The following is a 26,620-nucleotide window of genomic DNA, read 5'->3' on the forward strand; positions in this document are numbered from 1 at the left end:
GAGGTCATAATTATGATAGATTTATCTAAATATGAATTTTGGTTTTTAACAGGAAGTCAATATTTATATGGTGAAGAGACATTAAAAGAGGTTAGGGCTAATTCTAAGAAGATAGTTGAGGCATTAAATAATAGTTCTTTGCCATATAAAGTTGTATGTAAAGAGATATTGACAGATTCTGATAAAATACTATCTCAATTAAATGAAGCTAATTCTAATGTAAATTGTGCTGGTGTTATATGTTGGATGCATACATTTTCTCCTGCAAAGGCATGGATAAAAGGATTAAATGTATTAAAAAAACCTATGTTAGAATTAAATACTCAGTTTAATGTTGAAATACCTTATGACAAAATAGATATGGATTTCATGAATTTGAATCAGTCTGCTCATGGTGATAGAGAGTTTGGTTTTGCTACTTCAAGAATGAATATACCTCGTAAGGTTATAGCTGGACACTGGTCTCATAAACAAGTACAGGATAGAATATCTGTATGGATGAGAGCGGCAGTTGCTTATGTTGATGGTATGGATATGAATATTGTAAGATTTGGCGACAATATGAGAGATGTTGCTGTTACTGACGGTGATAAAGTTGAGGCTATGATTAAATTTGGATGGTCAGTTCAATATTATGCTGTTGGTGATTTGGTAAAATATATAAATGAAGTTAGTGATGCCGAAGTTAATAAGCTTATAAAAGAGTATGAAGATACTTATAATATAGCTTATGGAGACAATAAAGACTTTGTTATCTCACATATAAAAGAACAGGCAAAAACAGAAATAGCCCTAAAGGCATTTTTGAAAGATAAAAAAGCAAAAGCATTTACTAATACATTCCAAGATTTGTATGGAATGAAACAATTACCTGGTTTAGCTACACAGAGATTGATGGCTGAAGGTTATGGTTTTGGTGCTGAGGGAGATTGGAAATTATCTGCTTTGGTTAGAACTATAAAGGTTATGGCTAATGGTTTAAAGGGTGGAACTTCTTTTATGGAAGATTACACTTATCACTTTGAAGAAAATAATATGATGAACTTGGGAGCTCACATGCTTGAGGTTTGTCCTTCAATAGCAGATGCTAAACCTAATTTAGAGGTTCATGAGTTAGGAATAGGGGATAAAGAAGCTCCTGCTCGTTTGGTATTTAATGGTCAGCCTGGAGAGGCTTTATGTGCTTCTATAGTTGAGATGAGAAACAGATTCAGAATGGCTGTTAATGTTGTTAATGCTGTAAAAATAGAAGATAATAAATTCCCTAAATTGCCAGTAGCAAGAGTACTTTGGAAGCCTGCTCCTAATTTAATTACAGCTGCAGAAGCTTGGATATTAGCAGGAGGCGGACACCATACTGCTTACTCTAATGCTATTAATGTTGATTATTTGGTAGACTTCGCTGAAATGGCTCAAATAGAACTTTTAGTTATAGATGAAAATACTAAAATTAATGAGTTTAGAAAAGAAATTAATTGGAATGAAGCTTACTGGAATATGAGATAATATTTAGTTGCTTAAATAAGCTTTCTATTATGATTAACATAGTAGAAAGCTTTTTTATTTTAAATAAATTTTTTTAAAATGACTGATTTTCAATTAGAAAATATATTAACTTTATTAATATAATTAATAAATGATAGGCTATATAGAATAATACTTAATATGTATTTTTTATATTATTGATTGATATATTTATTTATATTAATATATTTATATAGAAAGAAAAAGCCAACCGTGAATTTACGGTTGGCTTTATTATGCTTTTTTAATGATTTTAATATTATTTCATAGATTCAACTATAGCATCAACTAAACCATCAATCTCACCAATATTAGCATCTTTCATAGCAGAAGAAACAGATACTTGTGGATCAATAATTTCGCATTGTTTTAAGTTGTTTTCAATGAACTCTTGCATCAAAGCACCAGATTTAGGAGCCCAAGAACCATTTTCTATGATAGCAAACTTACGCTTTTGAACATTAAGAGCCTTCATATCGCTTAAGTAATTATGCATAGGAGGATAAATATTCAAGTTGTAAGTAACAGAAGCAAGTATAACATGGCTATATTTGAAAGTTTCAGAAATCAAATAAGAAACATGAGTACTTGAAACATCATACATAACAGTGTTAGTAACACCTTTTTCAGCCAATTTAGAAGCAACAACACCAGCCATAGCTTCGGTATTGCCATACATAGAAGCATAAACAATTAATACACCTTTAGTTTCAGGCTCATAAGTGCTCCACTTGTTGTATTTTTCAAGTATATAACCTAAATCTTTTCTCCATACAGGACCATGTAAAGGACAAAGCATTTTAATTTTGTCTATTATACCGCCAGCTTTTTTAAGCAGATGCTGTACATGAGGGCCATACTTGCCAACGATGTTAGTATAATATCTTCTAGCTTCATCAAGCCATTCTCTGTCGAAATTAACTTCATCAGCAAATAATCTTCCATCTATAGCAATGAAAGTACCGAAAGCATCAGCAGAGAATAAAACACCATTAGTGCTGTCAAAGCTAACCATAGCTTCAGGCCAGTGAACCATTTGAGCAGCAATGAAGTGAATTTCATGCTTACCAAATTTTCTAGAATCACCTTCTTTTACCTGTATTTTTTTGTCATCAGTAATAGTGAAACCAAATTGATCCATAAACATGAAAGCTTTTTCAGTAGCGATAACTTGAGTTTCAGGGTGACGAATCAATACTTCTTCAATAGAAGCAGCATGGTCAGGTTCCATGTGGTTGATAATCATATAATCAAGTTTTTTACCGTTTAAAACATATTCTATATTATCTAAGAATTGTCTGCAAACTGCCCAATCAACAGTATCAAAAAGAACAGTTTTTTCATCTAATAAAAGATAAGAGTTATAAGAAACCCCTCTAGTTAAAGGGTGAACATTTTCAAATAGAGCCAAGCGATGTTCATTAGCTCCAACCCAATATAAATCTTCAGTAACTTTTCTAACGCAATGCATTAAAATTCCTCCTTTGTTAGTTTATCAAAATTAAGCATTTTACTTAATTATTATTTACGCCTTAATGAAGTTAGCTTTTTCTTCACTACATTCAGGACATACCCACTCTTCTGGAAGAGCAGTGAAGTCTGTACCTGGAGCTATTTCAGCCTCTGGATCTCCAACGAATGGATTATACTCATAACCACAACCAGAACAAACATATATTTTTGGCATTTCCATAACTTTCTTAGGTACGATTCTTTTAATTTTCTTGTAAGGTACTTCAGCAGGTTTTTTAGCAGCATCTCCGCCCAAAGCAGCAGTAAGTAAAGGAAGTATCTCAGTAACATCACCAACTATACCATAGTCAGCATTTTTGAATATTTTAGCAGAAGCTTTAGTATTGATAGCAACTATGATAGAAGCGTTTTTAATACCTTTCAAGTGTTGGTTAGCACCAGAAATACCGCAAGCAATATACAAGTTACCATTGAATTTTTGACCAGACATACCAACATATCTATTGATAGGTAAGTATCTCAATTCTTCAGCAACAGGACGAGAACAACCAATAGCAGCACCAGCAGCCTTAGCTAAATTCTCAACAAGCTTCATATTTTCTTTACCGCCAATACCTTTACCAGCAGAAACAACTCTCTCAGCATCAACTATAGGTGTATTAATGTCAATACCAACAGAGAAGTCAATTCCATCTTTCTGTAAAGCAGCAACAAGAGCATTAACTTTGTCTTGAGCAGAACCTTCTTTGAAGATGATATTTCTTCTTTCACCAGTGATAGGACCTTTTTTAGCCATAGGACCAGCAACAGCAGCTGCAGGAGATTTAGGCATTTTACCAAGTATAGCAGCAGAAATAACAACTCTTTGAATTTCGTTAGTACCTTCATAGATTGTACAAATCTTAGCATCGCGGTAAGCTCTCTCAACCATGTAAGCACCTTTAATATAACCGTTACCGCCATGGATTTGAAGAGCATCATTAACAACTTCTAAACCTATATCAGAAGCATACTGTTTAGCCATAGCAGCTTCCATACCATAAGGTTCATGTTTTTCTTTAAGATAAGCAGCACTGTAAACAAGTAATCTTGCAGCACGTAATTTAGTAGCCATATCAGAAAGTTTGAAAGCAATAGCTTGTTGCTGAGCGATAGGGCGACCAAACTGTATTCTGTCTTTAGCATATTCTAAAGCAGCCTCATAAGCTCCTTGTGCTATACCTAAAGCTTGAGCAGCAATACCTATACGTCCGCCGTCAAGAGTTTGCATAGCAATTTTGAAACCTTGTCCTTCTTTACCAAGTAAGTTTTCTTTAGGAACTTTTACATCAGAGAAAAGTAATTGAGCAGTAGAAGATGAACGTATACCAAGTTTGTTATAATGTTCACCAAACTCAAAACCTTCCCAACCTTTTTCTACTATGAAAGCACTAATACCTTTAGTACCAATACCAGGAGTAGTAACAGCAAATACTACATAAGTATCAGCTTTAGGAGCATTAGTGATAAATATTTTTTCACCGTTTAATATGTAGTGATCACCATTTAATACAGCAGTAGTTTCTGTACCGCCTGCATCAGAACCAGCTTCAGGCTCAGTTAAACCGAAAGCACCTATTTTTTCTCCTTTAGCTAGAGGAACCAAATATTTTTTCTTTTGTTCTTCAGTACCGAAAGCAGCAATAGGATAAGAACCTAAAGAAGTGTGAGCTGATAAAATTACACCAACACCACCATCAACTCTTGAAAGTTCTTCTACAGCTATAGCATAACTAATAACGTCTAATCCTGCACCGCCGTATTCTTTACCATATGGTATACCCATAATATCTAATTTCTTTTTACCCATTTCTTTTACAGCTTCATCTGGGAATTTATTATCAAGGTCAAGCTCTACAGCAATAGGTTTTACTACTTCTTCAGCCCAAGCTCTGACCTTAGCACGAAATTCTTCGTGTTGTTCAGTTGTTTTAAACATTTGCTTCTCCTTTTTTATTTTATATTAATTTGTTTATTATGAATTTAGTTAATTTTCTTATTTATTGCTCTTTCTCCAGATATTGCATTCTTCAGCTTTTTTGATTAACTCTTCTCTAAAGTCTGGATGAGCTATAGAGATTAAAGCTTCAGCTCTTTGCCAAGTAGTTAAACCTTTTAAATTTACTTTACCATATTCTGTAACAACATAATGAGTATTAGCTCTTGTATCTGTTACAATAGTACCGTTAGTAAAGCTAGGAACTATTCTTGATTGTAATGAACCATCTTTACCTTTTACAGTTGATGATAAACAAATGAAGCTTTTACCGCCTTTTGAAAGATAAGCACCTAATACAAAGTCTAATTGTCCGCCAGCACCGCTTATATGTTTGAATCCTGTTGATTCAGCACTTACTTGACCAAATAAATCTACCTCAACAGCATTGTTTATAGACATGAAGTTATCTATAGAAGATATAACTCTTACATCGTTAGTATAATCTACAGGAGCAGACAAACATTGAGGGTTATTATGAATAAAATCATATAGCTTTTTGGTGCCAGCACCAAATGCATAAGTTTGTCTTCCTTTATCTATATTCTTTTTATTTCCAGTGATTTTACCAGCTAATGATATATCAACGAAAGCATCAACATACATCTCTGTGTGTACGCCTAAATCTTTAAGGTCAGATTCTGCTATAAGTGAACCTACAGCACTAGGCATACCGCCTATACCTAGCTGTAAACAAGACCCATTAGGTATTTCTTCTACTATAAGTTTTGCTACAGTTTTATCTACCTCACATATAGCACCGCCTCCGCCTAATTCTACTATAGGAGGATTATCACCTTCTACTATCATATCAACTTGATTAATATGTATAGCTTCTCCTCCAATATTACTAGCACCTAAACAGCGAGGCATATTTTCATTAACTTCAACTATAACACATTTACATCTTTCTATCATAGCCTGCATATGTGAAGCATTAGGGCCATAATTGAAAAAACCATTTTCATCCATAGGTCCAACTTGGAACATTGCTACATCTATTCCGCGAGGCAAATCTCTATAATATCTAGGCATTTCAGAATAACGAATAGGGTCATAAAAACAAAAACCTCTTGATATTGCTTTTCTTTCTAAACCAGACATGTGCCAAGAGTTCCAAGTAAAATGTTTTTCTGGGTTAAGAATTTTAAATATTTGAGGCTCCCAGCATAATATACCGCCTCTAATATTAATATCTGTTAAATCAGGCATTCTTTCTGCCAATGCTTTATCTAATTCTATTGGTGTAGCTGTTACCCAGCCATAGTCTATCCAATCACCAGATTTTACAACCTTAACGGCTTCATATGGTGAGGTTAACTTCTCATTATAAAGTTTACTATAATCCATAAGATCTCCCACTAAAATGATTTTTTGATATACTCTAGTATAGTAAAATAAATTTTAATTGTCAATCTAAATTTAGAAGATATTACTTTTAAATTTCAATTATCTATTAAGATTAGATATCATTATGACAATTTTATATTTTTTTATTTCACAAAAACTACATTTTTATTTTTTATTTTTGGCTTTTATTTGTTTTTTACTTGACTTATATACATTTATTGACATAATTATTATATAACACATAAAAGTACTATGGGGGTATATTATGATAGTAAAAAAAGTCTATGCCGTATATTATAGTGCTACTGGTACTACTCAAAAAATAGCTTCTTTTATAGCGGAAAATGTCGCTAAAAAACTTAATGTTGAATGCGAAAAATATAATTATAGCTTACCTAAAAGAAGAGAAAAAGTACTTGAGTTTGAAGAAAATGATTTAGTGGTATGCGGAACTCCCACTTATGCTGGAAGAGTGCCAAACATAATGCTTCCATATTTAAAAAACAATATTAAAGGTAATGGAGCTTTGGCTATACCTGTGGTGCTTTTTGGTAATAGAAACTTTGATGATGCTTTAATTGAGCTTAGAAACATAATGGAAGATAATGGATTTCATACTATAGCTGGGGCTGGATTTGTTGGGGAGCATGCTTTCTCTTATACTTTAGGGGCTAATAGACCTGATGAAAAAGATATGCAAGTAGCTTTAGATTTTGTAGAAAAAATAGTAGAGAAAATAAGAACTGTAGAGAATATACCTTCTGAGCCTATTAAAGTGAGAGGAAATGAACCTATTCGTCCTTACTACACTCCAAGAGATAGGCATGAGCATGCTATTGATATATTAAAAGTAAAGCCTAAAGTTAATTTATCAAAATGTACAGATTGTAAAATATGTGCACATGTATGCCCTATGGGTTCTATTGATTTTAATGATGTAAGTAAATATGTAGGAATATGTACAAAATGTGGTGCTTGCATCAAAAAATGCCCAGAAAAATGCAGATATTATGATGATGAGGGCTATTTATATCATCAACATGAGTTAGAAGAACAGTTTGAAAGAAGAGCTGAACCTGAAATATTCTATATGTGATTTTGGTCTTATATAACTTATCATTTTATTTACATATATATGTATTTTAATGATAAGTTATAATTTTATTAACTTCTTAATGTAAGAGTTTCCAATATCAGCAAAATTGCAAGTTTGAGAACCAATAGACCAAGAAGCTCTTAACTCTTTATCAGCATAAACCATATAGCTTATATTTTCTGGAACTAATATTTCATTTGCATCTGCTATATTTATTAATTTATTTGCAAAAAGCATAGGCTCACCCATGCATACTACTTCATTAAATAATACTTCAGTATCTGAAACTTGACAAAAACATAAGTCTCCCATAGCTATTGAGATGCTTACATAAAATCTATTTGCTTTTAATGTGGATATTAACTCTTTAGCACAACTATATGCATCCTTTAAAATATCGCTGTAAGTTGTATTTCTAAATTTAAAATTGTCTGAAAATACTGCCACTATATATTGAGCTGATATTTGATCAACTTTTCCGCCATATTTGTTGTTTATTATAGGTAATGATATACTATAGTAGTCTTTTAGGTATGAATTAATGTTTTTTTGCTTTAATGTGTTTAGAGCTCCATATAAATTACATAGCTTTAATGATAATACCACAGAAGAAGCACTTGTGTTTTTTATGTAAGTTTCGCCTTCATTTATACTAAAAAATACTTTTTTATCGGTAAAATTTGATAAATATTCTTCGTATTGTGATTTTCCTATTATCATAAAACCTCTCCTAAAAAATAAACTATTATTTTTAAATTTTATCTCTTAATATATATAATATAAATAATAATATTTTATATGTCAATAATAAAACACAAATTTAATAATATTTTATTATATTATGATGACATTATATTACATTATGTTAACATTATTTTTGATTATGTTAACATAAATATTATTTTTAAATTATGTTAAATATATGTTTTTTATAATAATATTATACTACATAAGGGTATAATAAAAATTTGTTTATTTTATTTGAATTAATAATAAAAATGTACTATACTTAAGAAAGCATATTATAAAAAATAAAAACGTATAAGATGTGAATAAATTATTTTTTTGGGGAGATTTTTTATTATGGCTAAGAAAGTAGTAATAGCTAGTGCTTGCCGTACACCTATAGGAAGTATGGGAGGCTCATTAAGTACTGTTCCTGCTGCAGAGTTAGGAGCTATAGTGATTAAAGAGGCTTTAAAAAGAGCTAAAGTAGAACCTAATCAAGTGGATATGGTTTACATGGGCTGTGTAATACAAGCTTCTCAGGGGCAAAACGTTGCTCGTCAATGTTCTATTAAAGCTGGTTTGCCAGTTGAAGTTCCTGCTATGACTCTTAATGTTGTTTGCGGTTCTGGACTTGATGCTGTTAATATGGCTGCTAATATGATACTTGCTGGTAATGCTGATATAGTTGTTGCTGGTGGTACTGAAAATATGAGTATGGCTCCTTATGCTTTAAAAAATGCTCGTTATGGTTATAGAATGGGAAATAACACTATTGTAGATACTATGGTTAATGATGCTTTAACTGATGCTTTCCATAATTATCACATGGGTATTACTGCAGAAAATATTTGTGATGATTGGCAGCTTACTCGTGAAGAGTTAGATGAGTTTGCTGCTAAATCTCAGCAAAAAGCTGTTCAGGCTCAAGATTTAGGTAACTTTACAAGAGAGATTGTTCCTGTAACTATAAAAACTAAAAAAGGCGATGTAGTATTTGATAAAGATGAAGGCCCTAGAGCTGGTACAACAGTTGAGAGTTTGGCTAAATTAAAACCTGCTTTCAAACCAGATGGCGGTAGAGTTACAGCTGGTAATTCTTCTAGTATTAATGACGGTGCTGCTGCAGTTGTTGTAATGAGTGAAGAGAAAGCTAATGAATTAGGAATTAAACCTATGGCTACTTGGGTTACTGGTGCTTTAGGCGGAGTTGAGCCTAGAATTATGGGTATAGGACCTGTGGCTGCTACTAAAAAAGTATTGGCTCGTACTGGTTTAACTATTAAAGATTTTGACATTATTGAATCTAATGAAGCTTTTGCTGCTCAATCTATTGCTGTGGGCAGAGAGCTTGGAATAGATGTTGAAAGACAGCTTAACCCTAATGGCGGAGCTATAGCTTTAGGTCACCCAGTAGGTGCTTCAGGCTGCAGAATACTTGTTACTTTACTTCATGAGATGGATGCTAAAGGAGCTAAGAGAGGACTTGCTACTTTGTGTATCGGTGGTGGTATGGGTTGTGCTACCATTGTAGAGATGTAATAATTTTGTTGGGCAGGTTTAGAGAGTGTGTTTTTCTAAACCTGTTTTTAATTTATTACAACATAATAATATTTAATTTAAGGAGAAATTGATGGATTTTGTAAAGTATGAAGAGAAGGGTATGGTTGGTATTATCACTATTAGCAGAGAGAAAGCTCTTAATGCCCTTAACTCTCAGGTTTTAGATGAACTTGACAAAACTTTAGATGCTGTTGATATAAATAATATCAGATGTTTAATATTAACTGGTGCGGGAGAGAAATCTTTTGTTGCTGGTGCGGATATATCTGAGATGAGTAAGGCAAGCAAATCAGAGGGGGAAGCTTTTGGTAAGAAGGGTAATGATGTATTTAGAAAGATAGAAACTTTTCCTTTACCTGTTATTGCTGCTATTAATGGTTTTGCTTTGGGCGGCGGTTGTGAAATAGCTATGAGTTGTGATATACGTATTTGTTCTGATAATGCTGTATTTGGTCAGCCTGAAGTTGGACTTGGTATTACTCCCGGTTTTGGAGGTAGTCAAAGACTTCCTAGATTGGTGGGACCCGGTATGGCTAAACAGCTTATATATTCTGGTAAAAACATTAAGGCTGATGAGGCTTATAGGATTGGTTTGGTTAATGCTGTTTATACTCAATCTGAACTTATGCCTCAGGCTGAGAAATTAGCTCAAACTATTGCTAACAATGCTCCTATTGCTGTTCGCAATTCTAAAAGGGCTATTAATAGAGGACTTGATGTTGAGATGGATATGGCTATTATTATAGAAGAAAAGTTATTTGGGGATTGTTTTGAAAGCGAAGACCAAAGAGAAGGTATGGCTGCTTTCTTAGAAAAGAGAAAAGTTGAAAAATTTGTTAATAGATAATAATTTTTTTTTATTATCTTTTTAAGATTAATTTATTTAATAAAATAAAACTAAAAAATTGTTTATAAAATTATAAAAAAGGAGAAATAAAAATGAAAGTTGGTGTTATTGGTGCTGGAGCTATGGGTTCTGGTATTGCTCAAGCTTTTGCTCAAACTGAAGGTTATGAAGTTTGTTTATGTGATATTAAAGAAGAATTTGCTGCTAGCGGTAAGGCTAGAATTGCTAAAAGTTTTGACGGAAGAATTGCTAAAGGTAAAATGGAGAAGGCTGATGCTGAGAAAATTTTATCTAAAATATCTATTGGTTTAAAAGATATTTGTAAAGATTGTGATTTAATTGTTGAGGCTGCTTTTGAAAATATGGAAGTTAAAAAAACTACTTTCAAAGAATTACATGAAATTTGTAAGCCTGATTGTATATTCTCTTCTAATACTTCTTCACTTTCTATTACTGAAATAGGTGCTGGTATTGGAAGACCTGTTGTTGGTATGCACTTCTTTAACCCTGCTCCTGTTATGAAATTGGTTGAAGTTATTTCTGGTATTAACACTCCTAGAGATGTTGTTGAAAGAATTATCAAAATATCTGAAGAGATTGGCAAAACACCTGTTGAAGTTAATGAGACAGCTGGTTTTGTTGTTAACCGTATATTAGTGCCTATGATTAATGAAGCTATAGATTTATATTCTATGGGAGTTGCATCTGTTGAGGGTATAGATAATGCTATGAAACTTGGAGCTAATCATCCTATGGGTCCTTTGGCTTTAGGCGATTTGATTGGTCTTGATATTGTACTTGCTATTATGGAAGTGCTTCAAAGAGAAACAGGGGATCCTAAATATAGACCTAGTGCTTTACTTAAAAAAATGGTTCGCGGTGGCTTGCTTGGACAAAAAACTGGTAAAGGTTTCTATGAATATTCTAAATAATTAATATATAGTTTGTTTGTTGTTTGCGAAGGGATTAGTTTTAATCTCTTCGCCTTTTTTTATTTGTAATAATTTAAAATATAGTATACTATTTTTATATTACAAAATAAGGATATGTAATTATGAAATACAAAGAAATTAATGATGAAAGTATAGAGAAATTAATGGATATTTTTTATGCTAAAATTAGAGTGCATAAAGAATTGGGACCTATATTTAATGAACATGTTGGAATTGATGATGACTCTTGGGAGAGACATAAAGAAAAGATTGCTAAGTTTTGGAAGACTATGCTTTTAAATCAAAGGCTTTATATGGGAAACCCTGTTCAGCCGCATATTAATCTTATGCCTTTTGATATGAAGTTGTTTGACACTTGGCTTGATTTATTTAAGGAGTGTCTTGATAATGTATTTGAAGAAGAGGCTTCTAATCATTATTATGAAGTAGCATGCAATATTGCTAAAAACTTTAAGGCTGTATTATTTAATCAGTAATATTTTTAAATATTTTAATGGCAGAAGATAAAAACTTACTATATAATTTTATCTTTTGCCTTATATTTCTGATATATTGCTTCTAATTTTCTTTAATGTATTTTTTATTGTTTCAGCATCATTTGGATTGAGTTCTTTTACTATTGTATTTAAAACTTGATTTTCATAATTTTCTATAATTGGTAATTCTTTTTTCGCCTTTTCTGTGAGAAATAATGAAAAAGCTCTTTTATCGAGTTTATTTTCTTTTCTTCTTATAAATGATTTAATTTCTAATTTATCTATCATAGCTTTTACAGTATTTTGATCTTTATCAAGTTTTATAGATAATTCTTTTTGAGATATACCTTCTTCTTTTGCAAGTTCTTTTAATACGATTAATTGTTCTGGTGTGATATCGAAATTAATTATTTGTTTTCCTATATACTGATATATTTTTCTTGCGGTATAGCATATATCATAGCCTATGTTATTAATGATAATAAACTCCTTATATAATAAAAAATGCTATCATAACTTTCACTATGATAGCATATAATTTATTTTTTGTATATAATATAATTTATTATTTAGCCCTTTCTATTAGAGAGTTCAAATATTTTTCCATTTGTGGTTTTGTCATAATAAATGGATTTGCTTCTCCTGCTTTTAGATTAGCAACTTTTTCTAAATTAGCGTATCCATTATCTGCAAATAGATGTGCTGTTAATGATACTAATGCATTTCTTGCAAGAGCTTCTTTTTTGAAATACTCTGCAGACTCCTTGTATTTTACTACTAATTCTTTTTCTTTTGGAAGTCCTGTTCCGCCCCAAAGTACAGCAGTATATTCTTTTCCTTTATATTTTACAGGGAATATAAAAGAGCTGCATCCTGCAGTGTGGCCCGGAGTTTCTAATATTGTTATGCTTGTATCTCCAAGTTTTATTACATCTTTATCTTTTGAGTATATATCAACTTTTGTTTTTGGAGAGCGCGGAGAGTTTGCTCCAGTATTTAAATTGTACATTAAGTCGGTATCAGTTTTTGTTAATAGCACTTTAGCACCATATTTGTTTCTTAAATAATTAGCTCCGCCATAATGATCGCCATGACCATGACTTATTATTATGTATTTTAAGTCTTTAGGGTCTAATCCAAAACCTTTAATGCCTTCTTCTATGAGTTTGGCATCTCTGTCGTCCCACATAGCGTCTATTAAAATAAGCCCGTCAGAAGTATCAATTACCCAAGCAACAACACTTACGGTTCCTATGCAGTATACGTTATCGAATACTTTAGTAGGTTTTAGGGGAGTGTTGTCGTTTAGATAATCCATAGGTGTTTTTTCAGCAGCAAATACTGAAAAAACTGATACTAAAAAAATGAAAAAAGTTTTTTGTAATAAATTAATCAATTCTCTATCTCCTATTAATTATTTATTTTAAATATAGTATGTATACGTATTATTTTCAATATGAAAATTAATTTTTTTTTTGTTTTTTATATAAAATTAGATAAAAAAAATTATAAATGAATGACTATAATAATATTTTATATATGTTATAATTAAAAATATATTATTTTGGATTAATTATGTTAAAGAGATTAGTATTTATAATTTTATCTTTAAATATTTTGTATTTAAATAATTTGTATTCTCAAGATTATAATGAAGAAGAGCAAAATCCTCCTATAGATATTCCTATAATTAAGGCTATTGCTGAAGATGATATTAATACTTTAAAAAATATTATAAATAGCGGTGAAGATTTGGAGATTAGGGATGAGCAGGGTAATACTCCTTTAATATGGGCTTCACTTTACGGAAATGCTGATATAGTAAGAGAGCTTATTAAGGCTAATGTAGATGTTAATAATACTAATAATTTTGGAAATACTGCTTTGATGGGTGCCGTACTTGAGGGGCATTATTCTGTAATTAAACTTTTAATTGATAACAAAGCAAACATTAATATAACAAATAATGACGGCTGGTCTGCTTTGATGTGGTCTTCTATAAGGGGGAATATTGATATTTTTAATTTGCTTATAGAATATGGGGCTGATATTAATGTTGCTGATAGAAATGGTAATACTCCTTTGATGATAGCTTCAGATTCTGCTTATATAGATGTTGTTGATAGGCTTATAAAGTTAAAAGTTGATGTTAATAGGGCAAACAATTTAGGAGATAATGCTTTGCTTATGGCTTCTATATCTGGAAATGTTGATATTGTGAGAAAGTTAATTGAAGCAGGGGCTGATGTTCATTTTAGAGGTTCTAATGGGGTGAATGCTATAATTTATTCTTCTAGGTTTGGAAGATTAGAGATAGTAAAAGAGCTTATAAAAAATAAAAGTGATATAAATAGCTCTTCTTCTGACGGTACTACTCCTTTAATTGCTGCTTCTATAGACGGCTACACTGACATAGTAAAAGAATTGTTAAGAAATAAGGCTGATGTTAATAAAGCTAACAACTCTGGATATAATGCTTTAATTATAGCTTCTATAGAAAATCATATTGATATAGTAAAAGAGCTTATAGTATATAAAGCTAATATTAATGCTGTTACAGAAGAGGGTTATACTGCTTTGATAGGTGCTGCTGCTGCGGGTAATTTGGATATTGTAAAGGTATTAATTGATGCTGGTGCTGATATTAATTACAAATCAAAGGCAGGGGACACTGCTTCAAGCATTGCCAAGAGAAAGGGTCATTTAGATATATTTGAATTTTTAAATGGCATTTCTAAAAAATAATTAAAAAAACTTTACTTTTTATTGTTTTTTAGTAAAAAATATTTACTTTTACTTGACATTTACTTTACAATTTGCTATAATAAATAATGTCCTTCATTGATATACATAATTAAAAAAAGGAGATTATTTATGAGAAAGCTATTTCTATTAATTTTTTCATTATTTTTAATTCAGTCATATAGTATTTTTGCTGCAGATTTAGGAATTGGTATAGTAGTTCCTCTTGGGGCTTCTATATCACAAAGTTCTATAACTCACAAGGCTGGGGTAGATACTAAAAATGGTGCTTTAAGTACATCTGCTGGTTTTGAATGGGGGGTTGGTATTACTCCCGGTTTTTATAAAGATTTTGAGGATTATTTGGGCTTTTCTTTCGCATTAGATTTGGCTTATCATAGAGATGTTTTTGCATATAAAGAAAGTGTGGCTACTGGAAGTACTTATTCTACTGTTAATACTTCTTATAATTTTGACACTATATCTGTTGGTATTCTTCCAAAGCTTAATATAGCAAGATTTTTTATAGGACTTGGAGCTGGAATTAAAATTCCTCTTGCTTTAAATGAAACTACTAAAACATACAACGAACAAACTCAGCAATTAGTAGATGCTAATAATAAATATAATTTTAATGATACAAAAAATAAATTTGATATGTTTGTAATACCTTATATAAAACTAACAGTCGATTATTTATTTTTCTTTAATAAAGAAGCTGCATTCGGACTTGGAATATATGCAGGATACGATTTTGGTCCTTCATTTAAAGCAGATGATAGATTTAGCAAAAAGTCTTTGGGTGCTTTTGATATAGGAGCACAAATAAGCCTTTATTTTGTAGATAATTAATCCCCTCTATATAAAAATTTCATAAAAACAATTCAATGTTTTGAGGTGTATGCAAAAAATGCATACACCTTTTTTATTGATATTTATTAATTTTTATATTATTATTTTTTATAATTTAATTCTACTTGGCTTTATAATAATGAAAAATTATAATATAAATAATTTAATATATTTTGTTAATAGTTCTTTCAAAAATAATTCATATAATTTAACACTAAAATTATTAGAAGAATTAATTAAGTTAGATAAAACTTCTTATAAAGCATATTGTCTTTTAGGATATATTATTTTTATAAAGTCAGAAAATAATATAGAAAAATTAAAACAAGCTATTAAGTATTTTGATATATCTATAAAGATTCAAAAATATTATCCATTATCATACTATTATAGAATTAAGTCAAAAAAGAAACTAATTAAAATTAATGGCGAAGAAGTTCCTACAATTAAAGAAGAGATAAAATCAGATATCGCTCAATTAAAAAAACTTGCAAATAATTATTTAATAAAAAATTTAATAAAAAATTTCTTAAAAAATCCATTATGCTGTCAAAATAAGAAGAAATTAATTTTAAAAAATATTGAAGAGATAAAAGCCTATATGATAAAATTTAATAATCAAAAAGTAAAATATGATTATTTTGATATTATAGAAAATTATAATTATTTTATAGAAACAAACAACAATATGGAATATGATTTATATAATTTGAGAGGTTTTATTAAATTCAATTTAAATATATATGATGAAGCTTTAGAAGATTTCAATATTTCAATAAGTAAATATCCGTATGGCTATTATAATAGGGCAAAGCTAAAATATAAATTAAAAAAATATGATGAAGCTTTAAAGGATTTTAAAGAAGCTAAAAAAATATTTATGAGAGAATCTTCTTCAAGTGTTGTAGATAGAATAAAATGCGATCATTATATTGCTTGGTGTAATTATGAATTAAATAATAGAGATATTGTTTTTGATGATATTGAAGTTGATTATAAAGATGATTCTTTAGCTTATTATAACATAGCAAAATTAAAACTTCAGTTTAAGAAATATGATGAGGCTTATAAATATTTTTCTAAAATAGATGAAAATTGCAAAAATTACAAAAAAGTAAAACATTATATTCCAGTGTGTAAATATAAAATTAATAATAATTATGATGATATAGACTTTTTAGAAAATATTTTAAAATTAATCTCTATTTATAAAGAAGAGAACGATTTTGGGAGCGTGAATGATATTTGCTATAAAATTTTAGAGCATATTGAAAGGTTTGATAAGAAGTCTTTTAATTATCATTATTATAAAGCTTTGGCATTATACCATATTTATGAGATTGGTAGTTATAATAAAAAATTAAAAAAGCAATTAGTAGATAGTTTAAAAAGTGTACTTATCATGATAAAAGATAAAAAAAGAGAATATTATATAATAAAAAAAATATTTACGGATTTACAAATATATGGCATCTAAAAATAAAGATATTAGTTATAATAGTTTGAAAGACAATAAAAAAAATATTATACCTTCATTAGAGGATATAAAAAATAGCAATAAAAATATTTATATTATAGAAAGCATTTCTGGAAGGGAAAAAGAAAAAAATAAAGATTATAAGATAAGAAAAATATTATTAGAAGATATAGATACATTTGATTATGATATAAAAAATATAAATAAAAAAGAAACTAAAATAGATAAAAAAAATATCTATAAGACTATTTCAAATATTGAAGGATTTTGTTTTTTGAGTGTAGATGCTTTTATAGAATATTATAATTATATTACAAATAAAAAGATAGAAACACAAAATGATATAAATAAAATAAAAGACAAACTTAAGCAAAAATCTTACAGAGAACAAATACTTCCTGCATATAAATTAAAGAGTAAAGAAAATGATAATTACTCTTTTTTCTATGTACTTGAAGAATTAGAAATACTTGATTTTTTAATTGATAATCTTGAGTTTGGCACAAAAATAAGAAATATATTGAATGCTAAATATATAGATTATGTTGATTTTATAGAGAAGAAAATTAAAGCTTTAGTTAAACATATAAACAAAATTGATAAGCAGGATAATGATGAAATATATAATTATGATAAAGTATATTATGATTATAAATTGTATTATATGCCATTTTTTATTTATGATTATTTTAAACAAAAAAAGATTACTGAAAAAGACTATTGTAAACTTTTAGAGGTTTATAAAAAAGAATATGAATCTTTAATAAAAAAAGAAGATGAAAAATATGTCTACTACGGAGAGGAAGTAGAAAATAAAAGAAGTTATTATAATATAGATTTATTGAAAAGATATGATGGTTTTGTATATGATTATGATTTTAAAGAGTATATTAATTTACATTATAAGCTTATAGATTATCAGATAGAACATAAAAGATATTTAAAAAGGTATATAGATTTTTTTAGCAGTCAAATAATAGTATTTTTATATTTTTTAGGACATATTTCTAGGGATGATTTTTTAGGCTTAAGAGAAAAGATAAAAAAATTAGAAGAAATTAGTTTGCCTTTAAAGAAAGAGAGTATAAATTTAAAAGAAGATGAAGAAAATATAATTTTTGAAGTATCATCTAATAATGATTTTAATAGAGTTTTAGTAGATTATATAGAGCTATATAATTTTACAAGACTTTATTATAATAAGAATATAAAACTTTCGTATGATAAAAATATAAAATTAATCTTAAAGTCCAGTGAATTTAAAAAAATTTTGAAGTATTAAAATAAAAATTATACTCCAAATGCTAAATATTTAGTATTTGTTATTATCTAACCATACTGATATGTAACTGATATATAAGGGAGTATAAATATAAAAAACATATAATTATAATTCTTACATTTCAAATACTAACAAAGCTATATAAGCATGTATGTAATTATGATGAGTTTTTAAAAAAAAATAATACATAAAAAAGAAAACATACAAAGTGTATTTACAAGTGTATTTCTAAATGTATTTATATGTGTATTTAATCTGTATTTAATCTGTATTTATGTATTTTGTGTAAGATTAGACGTATTTGTTTATTGTTTTTTATAACTAATTTTATTATAATGAAAATATAGAGATTAATTAAAGAGGGTTTTATGATAAAGTATAATATAAATAACAGCAGTTATTCAATGCCTGAAACAATAGAACGATTTATTACAATAGAAATGAAAAAAGGTAAAAAAGATATGTATATAGTATCTTTCAAAAATGGAACTTATAAAAAAGCCCTTTTGGATAATGAATCTTTAAAAATAAAATCAGATAAAAGTAGCGTAAATGATGAAGAGATTAAAAAAATTATACAAAATAGTTTTTTTGAACATGGTACTTTCATACGTTTAATAAAATTTAAAATTGATTTGGTAGAAGAAAAAATAGGAAAACTTTCAAACTTAAAAAAATATACTAGTAATAAGCAAGATGAAACCTTAAGAACTCAATTTCATAATGGTAAATATAAAAAAATATTAAATCCTTATAAAATGGAGGCAAAAGATTTATACTTATACTGCTATCATCATTTTATAATTCTTGATGAAATAGCAAGATTATTAAATGAAGGTAAATCAATAGAAGAAATTGAAAATTTAAAAAAGATAGAGGAGGAAAGTAAAGAAAAGATATCATTGGCAAAGGAAAAACAATATGCTGGCAATTATGAAGCAGCTTTGGAAGATGCTGATAAAGCATTAGAACTTGATAATCAAAGTGCAGAAGCTCACTATATCAAAGGAGAATCAAATTTCAATTTAAAAAAATTTGAATCAGCATTAGAAGATTTTGGTAAAGCTTTTGAACTTGGATATGATGAAAAAAGTATTTATATTTTTAGAGGCAAATGTCTTTATTATTTAAGAAGATTTAAAGAAGCTTTTAATATTTTTAATGAAGCTTTAAAATTGAATAATGAAGATTCTGAAATATACTGCTTTATAGGTATATGTTGCTATAAATTTGGCAGTATAGAAGATGCTTTATCTAATTTAAATAAAGCAATAGAATTAAAAACAAAAAATCCTGAAGCTTTCTATTATAGAGCATGTTATTACTATTCAAACAACAAATATATTGATGCTTTAGATGATTTATCAGAGGCTATTAGATTAGATAATAAATATTCTAATGCATATTTAAAAATTGCTGTTATAGCATTAAATAATAATGATGAAAAATATGCTATAGATAATATAAATAACGGTTTCTTATATTATTCAGATGATTGTCAAGTTATAGAAGAACTTATAGATATATTATTCAATGACTTTGATTTGCATAGAGTAACTTTATATCATTTATTAGGTGTTTATGGAAATCATAATGAATCAAATATAATATATTTACTTAATAAAATGATTCTATACTTTTTGAAAATGAGTTATCTAAAAAATTATACTCCTTTATATAATAAAGATTCTAATGATTTGTTTAGTTATAATCGCAGTGATTATGATATAGAATCTAATATAAGTGATAAAATTCAAGAAATAATAGAATCGCTTGATGAAGAAGTATATGAAGACCATGAACTTCTATTTAATATATGCAGATTTTATTTTGTATATTATAAAGAGTACAATGATAAAGAAAGATTTAATAATATAAAAAAGTATTTTGATAAAGCTTTAGATTTATTAGAAAATGATAAAGAAAAAAGCCTTATATATTATTATCTTGGAAATATAGGTTTTTATCAGTATATAGAGGCAGCAGAGTATATAGAAAGAGCATTAAATTTGTATAGTGATAATTCCATTTATAAATGCAGTTTATTAAATATTTTTCAATCTATATTTCCTATGCCTAAAAAATGGAGAGAAAAAATAAAAGAATACTTAAATACTGATAATCTTAGCCATAAAAACTATTTATGCTTTGTTATGGAAATTTTCTTATATAATAGACAATACAAAATTGAAAATATGGAGGATTTAAAAAATATAATTACTTCTTTGCATAATGACTACAGATCTGTAATTGATATTAATATAGATATTGATTATGTTAATTCTAATATAAAATTGTTCGGTGGTAGTAATATTATAGAAAGACATTTTATATTTTCGTATGAAGCTTTATTCATATTATCAAATGAAGACTGTAATACTTATAATATGAAAGTAAAATATTTGATAGAATCTGGAAAATTCTTTTTAAGAATTTCAAAGTACGATGAAAGCATCAAATGTTTTAGTGAAGCATCAGATAATATTGAATGTAGAATAAAAGATTATGAAAAACTTTTGAAAGATATTAAATCTGATGAAAAATATTATCATGGTGTAAAACATAAATATTATGTTGAAATTTTGGAATCTTTATTAAAACAATTAAATGATTATAAGAAGGAGGTAATATATTACTCAGCTATAATTAAATATAAAGATGATAAATATGATGAAGCTTTAAGTCTTTTTCAAAGTATTGATAATTTTCAATACAGCAGCATATATATTTCATTACTCTATTATGAAATTGGAGATAATGAGAAGTATGTTGAAAGTGTAGATAATATTCAGGAAAAAGATTATATTAAATCTTATTTAAAATATTTATACACAAACAACAATGCTTCTAAAGATGAAAGTATACATTTAATAGCTTCTTTTACAAAAATAGCTCAGTTTTTATTAGAGGATAACTTAAAGGAAAAATCTTTAAAATACTATAACTGGGCTTTGATTAAATGCGATGAGTATATAGATAAATTTACAACAAATAGTATTTTTTACTATATGAAAGGAATGATAAAATATTTAATTTTTGAACTTGATATAAATAGAGTAGATATTTTAGAAGAAGCATTTGAGTACTTGAAAAAAGGATATAAATCTGAAGCTCAATTAGAAAGAATATTTACTGAAGCTATTTATAAATATGGATTTATAAAAAATATGTATAGAGAAAAAGCTGACAATATGCTTAGAGAATGTTTATATAAAGAGGCTTTAGAGTTTTATTATAAGGCACTTTATATTAAATATGAAGAAGAGATATTAATGTATATAGGTATATGTCAATGCTCTCTTGAAAATTATGATGAAGGATTGAGATTATTTTCAGAGGCTTTGAAAGTTAATGAAGAATCATATAAAGGCTATATTTATTTGGCTAAGTATCAGTACAACAAATACTGCAAGACAAATGATAATAGTTTAATAGAATCTATACTTTATAATATTGATATAGCATATAGTAAAGCTAGTGATTCAGATAAAAATATATTAGATGAAATAAAGCAGTACTATAAATATGAATTGAATAATTCTGTTTCTAATACTATAGAGTATGTTGAAATGCTATGCAATATATACAGAAATTTAACAGAGTATTATGAAAAAGAAAAGAATATTATAATGTCTGTTTTATTTATAGATATAGATTATCTGCATAAAAAAATTGTATCTCTATGTTCTAATGAAAATTTAGGAAATGAGAGATTTTATTTTTTAGCGGTTATTGACAGCTGCTTTTATTCCTTAACAGGAGAAAAAAGAGATAATGTTATTAATAGTCTTGAAAAATTATTTGAAAATTATAATGGAGAGAATTATATAAAAAATAATATTAATTCTTTAAAAGAAATTAAAGGTTTGCCTTTATATATTATTTGTGAAAATATATTGAATAGAAATTTCAAAGAAGGATTATATGAAAAGACTATTAAAATAGCAGATTCAATTACAGAGCTTATAAAATTAGAATCTATTAATTATAGTTATAATTTTAAAGAATATACAGCAAAGTGTTTATATGAACTTGGAAAATATGATGAGGCATTGAATTACTTTGAAAATTCAAGCAGACCTAGTGATATATATAAATACTTATGCCATATAAGGCTTAATAATTTTTATGATGCTCAGAAAATATTTATTAATGAATTAATTGATTTTAATGAACACTGGCGTGATTATGATTATATAAAAGAAAAATTAAGGGGTATATCAAATGATGGAAACAAAGAACAAAAAGAAGCCGTCGCAAGATTTTTAAAGAAAACTGACACTGTCATTTAATAAGATTTAAATCGTATAACGTATAAAAACCTATTTTTATATACATATTAATAATTAATGGAGGAAAACTATGCTTAATAAATATGATTTTCATGGCAAAAGTGCCAAAGAAACAAAATTGGAATTAATAAGTATATTAGAAACATTAATTAATAATAATTTTTCTAATACTATAGAGCTTGTATTTGGAAGAGGGTTGCACAGTATAGGCAACAAACCAATTTTGAAATACGTTGTTATTAAGGTATTAAAAAAATACAAAAAAATCGGATACATAAAAAAGTATTTTTTAAGAAGGAGAACTTTAGGCGGTTCAATGATAGTTAGATTATGTAATCAGTAACATAATATATATAAAAAATAATTATAAGGAGGAGCAATATGAGTAAAAAATCAAATCATAATGCTGACATTTCAAATGCCAACAAAGGTACATCTGGAACAAACATTACCTATGACAAAAATCAGGGTAACAGAGGTAAACAGATGAACCCTAATCAGAAGAAATAAAATTTATTTCTTCAGGCTGCCTCAAATTATTTATTAGTTTGGGGCGGCTTAAACAATTAGAAATTATTAAAGTTGTGTAAAAAGTTTATATGTAATGATGATTAGGTATAAAGAAAAATTAATATTTATAATAAGGAGATTGTATAATGAACACTTATTTATTTGTTGATTTGCATAGAAAAAGTGCAAGAGAAGCTAAAAACTATTTCATAAATTTATTGAAGATATTATACGGATTAAAAATATTATTTGGTGATAATTTAAGTATTAATATGGAGGTGGTCTTTGGAAGGGGGCTTCATAGTGAAAATAAAATATCTGTTTTGAAATATGTTATTTTAAGACAAGCTAAAAAATATAGAGATTTTGGCTATCAATACAAATTGAATAGAAAAACAGCTAATGGTTCTATGATTATAACTTTTTAATTTTGTACTATAATAAGGTAACTGTAACATGGCAAGAAGAGATGAAAACAACAATATAGATAGAAATGCTAGAAGGGATATAAACGCTTTTGATGTGCATTATTTTATAAAGAATAAAAAATATGCTTTGCCGGAATATTCATTTATTTTGAGAAGCAAAAAGAGATTAATGTCCATAGGAGAATTTTTAAATCTTTTGGAAGAAAACAATATAAAAAATATGAGCATTAATTTACTTAGAGAGTGGGACAATAAAGAGCTTCTTCCTGCATATAGAGTTACGCGTGGAGCAATTAGGACAGAAAGCAGATACTATATAATGGAGCATCTTGATATTGTAAGAGAGATAGTAAAATTAAAAGCTTATGGTCTTGAAATAAGAGAAATAGAAAAGATTATTTTTGAAAATAAGTCTTTTGAAATACTTTTCTTATCAAAATTAATAAAAAATAAAGAGGCATTTACTAAAATGAAATATATTGTAAAGAACATAAAGCATATAGAAGATGAGTTAGTAGGTTCTATATGCAATGAAGTAAAAAATATATTTAATATTAATGATGATGATTTTAAAGAAACTTTTAATGATAAGTATTTAAATAGCATATTAAATGATTATAAAAACAGTGATTTAAATCCTGATGAATCAAGTGTATTATTATTATCTTTAATACTTTTAAGTTTATACAATTCTTATGATAATAATTTTTTTGACAGGAAAAAATTCTCTAAACAGTTTTACAGTATTATAAGTGAGAATAAAACTAATACCTCACCATAGTGATGTATGTAGTTTACATATTGTTTGTATTGATTAAAGTATGAAACTAAATATATTATTTTGTAAAAATTATATGTTTGAATAATATAGGAAAGTATAAATTCCTACTATTATAAAATTTTATTTTAAGGAGATAAAAAGATGAAAAAGTTTATTGTTCTAATGTTTGTTGTGGCATTATTTGCAACTTCCTGTATATCACAACATAGGCACATAGTTGGTAATGGACCTCAAACTGGTGTGAAAGTTGAAAGAAAACAGTGGTATGCTTTATGGGGTTTAGTTCCTGTTGGTTTTGTAGATACTAAAGAATTAGCAGGTGATGCAAAAGATTATGAGATATACACTAGACAAAATGCTGGAGACTTTTTCTTAAATCTTTTAACAGGTATAGTTACTTTCCAAAGTAGAACAGTAACTGTTACTAAGTAAATTTAATTTATATTTAAGGACTATTGTAAAAGTTTTATGATAGTCCTAATTATTAATTTAGGTAAGTATTGATGAAAAGAAACATTTTTTATTTATTATTAATCTTCTTATTATTATTAAGCTGCAATAAAAAAGAGAATATAAATGAAGCTTATAATAATGATACAACAAATTATGCAGATTTATTTTCTAACAAAGAAATTAATTTTAAAAAATTAGAGTTAGGCAGAGATATTTCTACTAATGAAAGATATTTTATTACAAATGCTTCTGTAAGTTTTATTCCTCCAATAAACTCTATTAAATTGACAGATAAAGAGAGAGATGATATAATTTCCAAAACAGGTTATGGAAAAGGTTATTTTGATGTTGATAGTATGTTTATAGACGAGAAAGTAAAAATAACATGTTTAGCAGGATATACTAAAAAAGATGCAAATAATCTCAATTCTTTAATTTCTTTTATAAGAAAGATGGATAATGGAGATAATTTTACAGAAGAATATTATACTATTAATGGTATAAAAAATATTCAGTTTAAAATTAATATGAACAATGCTACTAGCATACTTTATACAATCTTTGAATCTAATAATGGATATTATTTTATATTAAATTACACATTTCCTGTTTCCTATTTGGAAGATTCTTTAATTAGGATAGCAAATTCTCTAAATAGTGTTAATTTCAATTTTTAAGAGTTATATTTTTTATGAGATTAAAATTCTTTTTTTTAATATTTTTATTTCTTTCATTATCTTTGTATTCACAAAATAATGAAGTCATGGATTCTAATACAAAGGAAGTAAAATCTAAATGGTTATTTAATCCTTTTAGACTTTATGATACTGATAAATATTTATATGGGTGGTTGGATCCTTATGTTTATAATAGTAAATATTGGATAGGGGATATATTTAATATAGAAACTATGTATAGCAATCCTAATTACAATTTTAACAATATGGCTTTTTTTCATCAGCCTACTTTAGGGTCAGAGATTACTCCAATATGTTTTAATTATCAAGATAAACATAGATTCAAGATAGGTGTTGGTTTTCTCACTCAGTTTTTTTTATCTGTTTATAAACCTAATAGCAGTGTTTTTTATGGGGAGAGTTTATTTTTTGGCACTTATATGCAAGTAGAGTTATATTTTGATTATATATATAATGATACATTAAGATTTAGATTTACCCCTGTTCGTCATATATGTACTCATATAGGAGGGGATATACTTGGTGATGATAAACTTTATGATAGAAATACGGAAGAGTTTAGAGATTCTAGTATAGAGCTTATGAATTTTTCTCTTAACTATAAATATGGATATTTTAGTTTTTATGGTGGATTTTCTTTTGCCATGACAGGTTTCAATGAATCTAATTTTATCAATCTATTTAGTGTATATTATGGTACAGACTTTAGATATCCTTTGTGGGGTGAGATAAGTTTGATAACAGGTTTTTATTTGGGGCTTGATTATGATAGGATTAATACAGTTGAAAGAACAACAAATGGTTATAATATTTTAGATAGTTATGATAAATTATATCCTGCTATAGTTTTTGGAATTGGCGTTGAAATTTATAGATTTACTATAGGAGTAAAATATGAGTATATGCGTTCTAGACAACTATATGCTTATAGGAGCATGGAAAATAAATTAGGTGTTGAGGTTACATTGTTTTTTTAAGTATTATATATTTTAAATGGTAATAGAATAAACATTAGTTCATAATAAATAAGATTTACAAAAAATAGTTTCAAACTATAAATAA

General features: G+C 27.6%; 24 protein-coding genes and 1 pseudogene. 18 read left to right on the top strand and 7 right to left on the bottom strand.

Translation table 11 applies throughout. The features are described from left to right. Window positions 1–12: 12 nt before the first annotated feature. Window positions 13–1,506, top strand: a complete 1,494-nt coding sequence (gene araA, locus GQX97_RS08325; protein WP_157151479.1) for an L-arabinose isomerase — start codon at window positions 13–15, stop codon at window positions 1,504–1,506. A 277-nt stretch (window positions 1,507–1,783) separates the two neighbouring features. On the opposite strand, the gene GQX97_RS08330 is transcribed toward araA, so the two are convergent. The 4 genes and pseudogenes from GQX97_RS08330 to GQX97_RS08340 form a co-directional block, all read right to left on the bottom strand. Beyond that, a complete protein-coding gene (locus tag GQX97_RS08330) occupies window positions 1,784–2,995 on the bottom strand; it encodes an FprA family A-type flavoprotein (protein ID WP_157151480.1) in 1,212 nt (403 codons plus the stop codon). A 54-nt stretch (window positions 2,996–3,049) separates the two neighbouring features. After that, on the bottom strand, window positions 3,050–3,829 hold the full coding sequence (locus GQX97_RS15150; RefSeq protein ID WP_368666567.1) for an FAD-binding protein: 780 nt from the start codon (window positions 3,827–3,829) through the stop codon (window positions 3,050–3,052). Window positions 3,830–3,847: 18 nt separating this feature from the next. Then, a pseudogene (locus GQX97_RS14965) lies at window positions 3,848–4,975 on the bottom strand (acyl-CoA dehydrogenase); the annotation flags it as partial. Between the two features lie 57 nt (window positions 4,976–5,032). Further along, a complete protein-coding gene (locus GQX97_RS08340) occupies window positions 5,033–6,382 on the bottom strand; it encodes a butyryl-CoA:acetate CoA-transferase (protein WP_157151482.1) in 1,350 nt (449 codons plus the stop codon). 265 nt (window positions 6,383–6,647) lie between these two features. Between GQX97_RS08340 and GQX97_RS08345 the strand changes: the two genes are divergently transcribed. After that, entirely contained in the window at window positions 6,648–7,478 is an 831-nt protein-coding gene (locus GQX97_RS08345; protein ID WP_157151483.1) for an EFR1 family ferrodoxin, read from the top strand. A gap of 57 nt (window positions 7,479–7,535) precedes the next feature. Here the strand turns inward: GQX97_RS08345 and GQX97_RS08350 are convergent, their stop codons facing one another. Continuing rightward, window positions 7,536–8,198, bottom strand: coding sequence for a hypothetical protein (locus GQX97_RS08350; protein ID WP_157151484.1), 663 nt, complete (start codon window positions 8,196–8,198; stop codon window positions 7,536–7,538). 363 nt (window positions 8,199–8,561) lie between these two features. Here GQX97_RS08350 and GQX97_RS08355 point away from each other — a divergent pair, with 363 nt between their 5' ends. The 4 genes from GQX97_RS08355 (at window position 8,562) to GQX97_RS08370 (ending at window position 12,043) form a co-directional block, all read left to right on the top strand. Beyond that, a complete protein-coding gene (locus GQX97_RS08355) occupies window positions 8,562–9,746 on the top strand; it encodes an acetyl-CoA C-acetyltransferase (protein WP_157151485.1) in 1,185 nt (394 codons plus the stop codon). 91 nt (window positions 9,747–9,837) lie between these two features. Further along, window positions 9,838–10,614, top strand: coding sequence for an enoyl-CoA hydratase-related protein (locus GQX97_RS08360; RefSeq protein WP_157151486.1), 777 nt, complete (start codon window positions 9,838–9,840; stop codon window positions 10,612–10,614). A 92-nt stretch (window positions 10,615–10,706) separates the two neighbouring features. Further along, window positions 10,707–11,546, top strand: a complete 840-nt coding sequence (locus GQX97_RS08365) for a 3-hydroxyacyl-CoA dehydrogenase family protein (protein WP_157151487.1) — start codon at window positions 10,707–10,709, stop codon at window positions 11,544–11,546. Window positions 11,547–11,668: 122 nt separating this feature from the next. Next, window positions 11,669–12,043, top strand: a complete 375-nt coding sequence (locus GQX97_RS08370) for a group III truncated hemoglobin (RefSeq protein ID WP_157151488.1) — start codon at window positions 11,669–11,671, stop codon at window positions 12,041–12,043. A gap of 60 nt (window positions 12,044–12,103) precedes the next feature. Here GQX97_RS08370 and GQX97_RS14970 read toward each other — a convergent pair whose 3' ends face one another. Together GQX97_RS14970 and GQX97_RS08380 are read right to left on the bottom strand one after the other, a co-directional pair. Next, window positions 12,104–12,526, bottom strand: coding sequence for a MarR family winged helix-turn-helix transcriptional regulator (locus GQX97_RS14970; RefSeq protein WP_368666568.1), 423 nt, complete (start codon window positions 12,524–12,526; stop codon window positions 12,104–12,106). 82 nt (window positions 12,527–12,608) lie between these two features. Next, window positions 12,609–13,439: an MBL fold metallo-hydrolase gene (locus GQX97_RS08380; RefSeq protein ID WP_157151489.1), complete on the bottom strand. Its 831-nt coding sequence runs from the start codon at window positions 13,437–13,439 to the stop codon at window positions 12,609–12,611. Between the two features lie 179 nt (window positions 13,440–13,618). Here GQX97_RS08380 and GQX97_RS08385 point away from each other — a divergent pair, with 179 nt between their 5' ends. From GQX97_RS08385 to GQX97_RS08435, 12 genes are all read left to right on the top strand, one after another. Next, a complete protein-coding gene (locus GQX97_RS08385; protein WP_157151490.1) occupies window positions 13,619–14,788 on the top strand; it encodes an ankyrin repeat domain-containing protein in 1,170 nt (389 codons plus the stop codon). Between the two features lie 129 nt (window positions 14,789–14,917). Next, complete coding sequence (locus GQX97_RS08390; protein ID WP_157151491.1) at window positions 14,918–15,637, top strand: outer membrane beta-barrel protein; 720 nt, start codon at window positions 14,918–14,920, stop codon at window positions 15,635–15,637. Between the two features lie 139 nt (window positions 15,638–15,776). Then, on the top strand, window positions 15,777–17,114 hold the full coding sequence (locus GQX97_RS08395) for a tetratricopeptide repeat protein (RefSeq protein WP_157151492.1): 1,338 nt from the start codon (window positions 15,777–15,779) through the stop codon (window positions 17,112–17,114). Next, on the top strand, window positions 17,104–18,396 hold the full coding sequence (locus GQX97_RS08400; RefSeq protein ID WP_157151493.1) for a hypothetical protein: 1,293 nt from the start codon (window positions 17,104–17,106) through the stop codon (window positions 18,394–18,396). Before GQX97_RS08395 ends, GQX97_RS08400 begins: the two co-directional genes overlap by 11 nt. Before the next feature lie 368 nt (window positions 18,397–18,764). After that, window positions 18,765–22,688 carry a tetratricopeptide repeat protein gene (locus GQX97_RS08405; protein ID WP_157151494.1) on the top strand — a complete coding sequence of 1,308 codons (3,924 nt, stop codon included), beginning with the start codon at window positions 18,765–18,767 and terminating at the stop codon, window positions 22,686–22,688. Between the two features lie 70 nt (window positions 22,689–22,758). Further along, window positions 22,759–23,031: a hypothetical protein gene (locus tag GQX97_RS08410; protein WP_157151495.1), complete on the top strand. Its 273-nt coding sequence runs from the start codon at window positions 22,759–22,761 to the stop codon at window positions 23,029–23,031. A 38-nt stretch (window positions 23,032–23,069) separates the two neighbouring features. Next, window positions 23,070–23,198 carry a hypothetical protein gene (locus GQX97_RS15085; protein ID WP_255447291.1) on the top strand — a complete coding sequence of 43 codons (129 nt, stop codon included), beginning with the start codon at window positions 23,070–23,072 and terminating at the stop codon, window positions 23,196–23,198. A gap of 146 nt (window positions 23,199–23,344) precedes the next feature. Further along, complete coding sequence (locus tag GQX97_RS08415) at window positions 23,345–23,626, top strand: hypothetical protein (protein WP_157151496.1); 282 nt, start codon at window positions 23,345–23,347, stop codon at window positions 23,624–23,626. 28 nt (window positions 23,627–23,654) lie between these two features. Further along, the gene (locus GQX97_RS08420; protein ID WP_157151497.1) at window positions 23,655–24,407 is read left to right on the top strand and encodes a MerR family transcriptional regulator; all 753 of its coding nucleotides are present in this window, start codon (window positions 23,655–23,657) and stop codon (window positions 24,405–24,407) included. A 141-nt stretch (window positions 24,408–24,548) separates the two neighbouring features. After that, window positions 24,549–24,839 carry a Bor/Iss family lipoprotein gene (locus GQX97_RS08425; protein WP_014936518.1) on the top strand — a complete coding sequence of 97 codons (291 nt, stop codon included), beginning with the start codon at window positions 24,549–24,551 and terminating at the stop codon, window positions 24,837–24,839. A gap of 71 nt (window positions 24,840–24,910) precedes the next feature. Next, window positions 24,911–25,537: a hypothetical protein gene (locus tag GQX97_RS08430; protein ID WP_157151498.1), complete on the top strand. Its 627-nt coding sequence runs from the start codon at window positions 24,911–24,913 to the stop codon at window positions 25,535–25,537. 14 nt (window positions 25,538–25,551) lie between these two features. After that, window positions 25,552–26,535 (top strand): hypothetical protein, encoded by a 984-nt coding sequence (locus GQX97_RS08435; protein WP_157151499.1) that lies wholly within the window; start codon window positions 25,552–25,554, stop codon window positions 26,533–26,535. Window positions 26,536–26,620: the final 85 nt, after the last annotated feature.

This window comes from Brachyspira sp. SAP_772, assembly GCF_009755885.1.
In the GTDB taxonomy this organism is placed as follows: domain Bacteria; phylum Spirochaetota; class Brachyspiria; order Brachyspirales; family Brachyspiraceae; genus Brachyspira.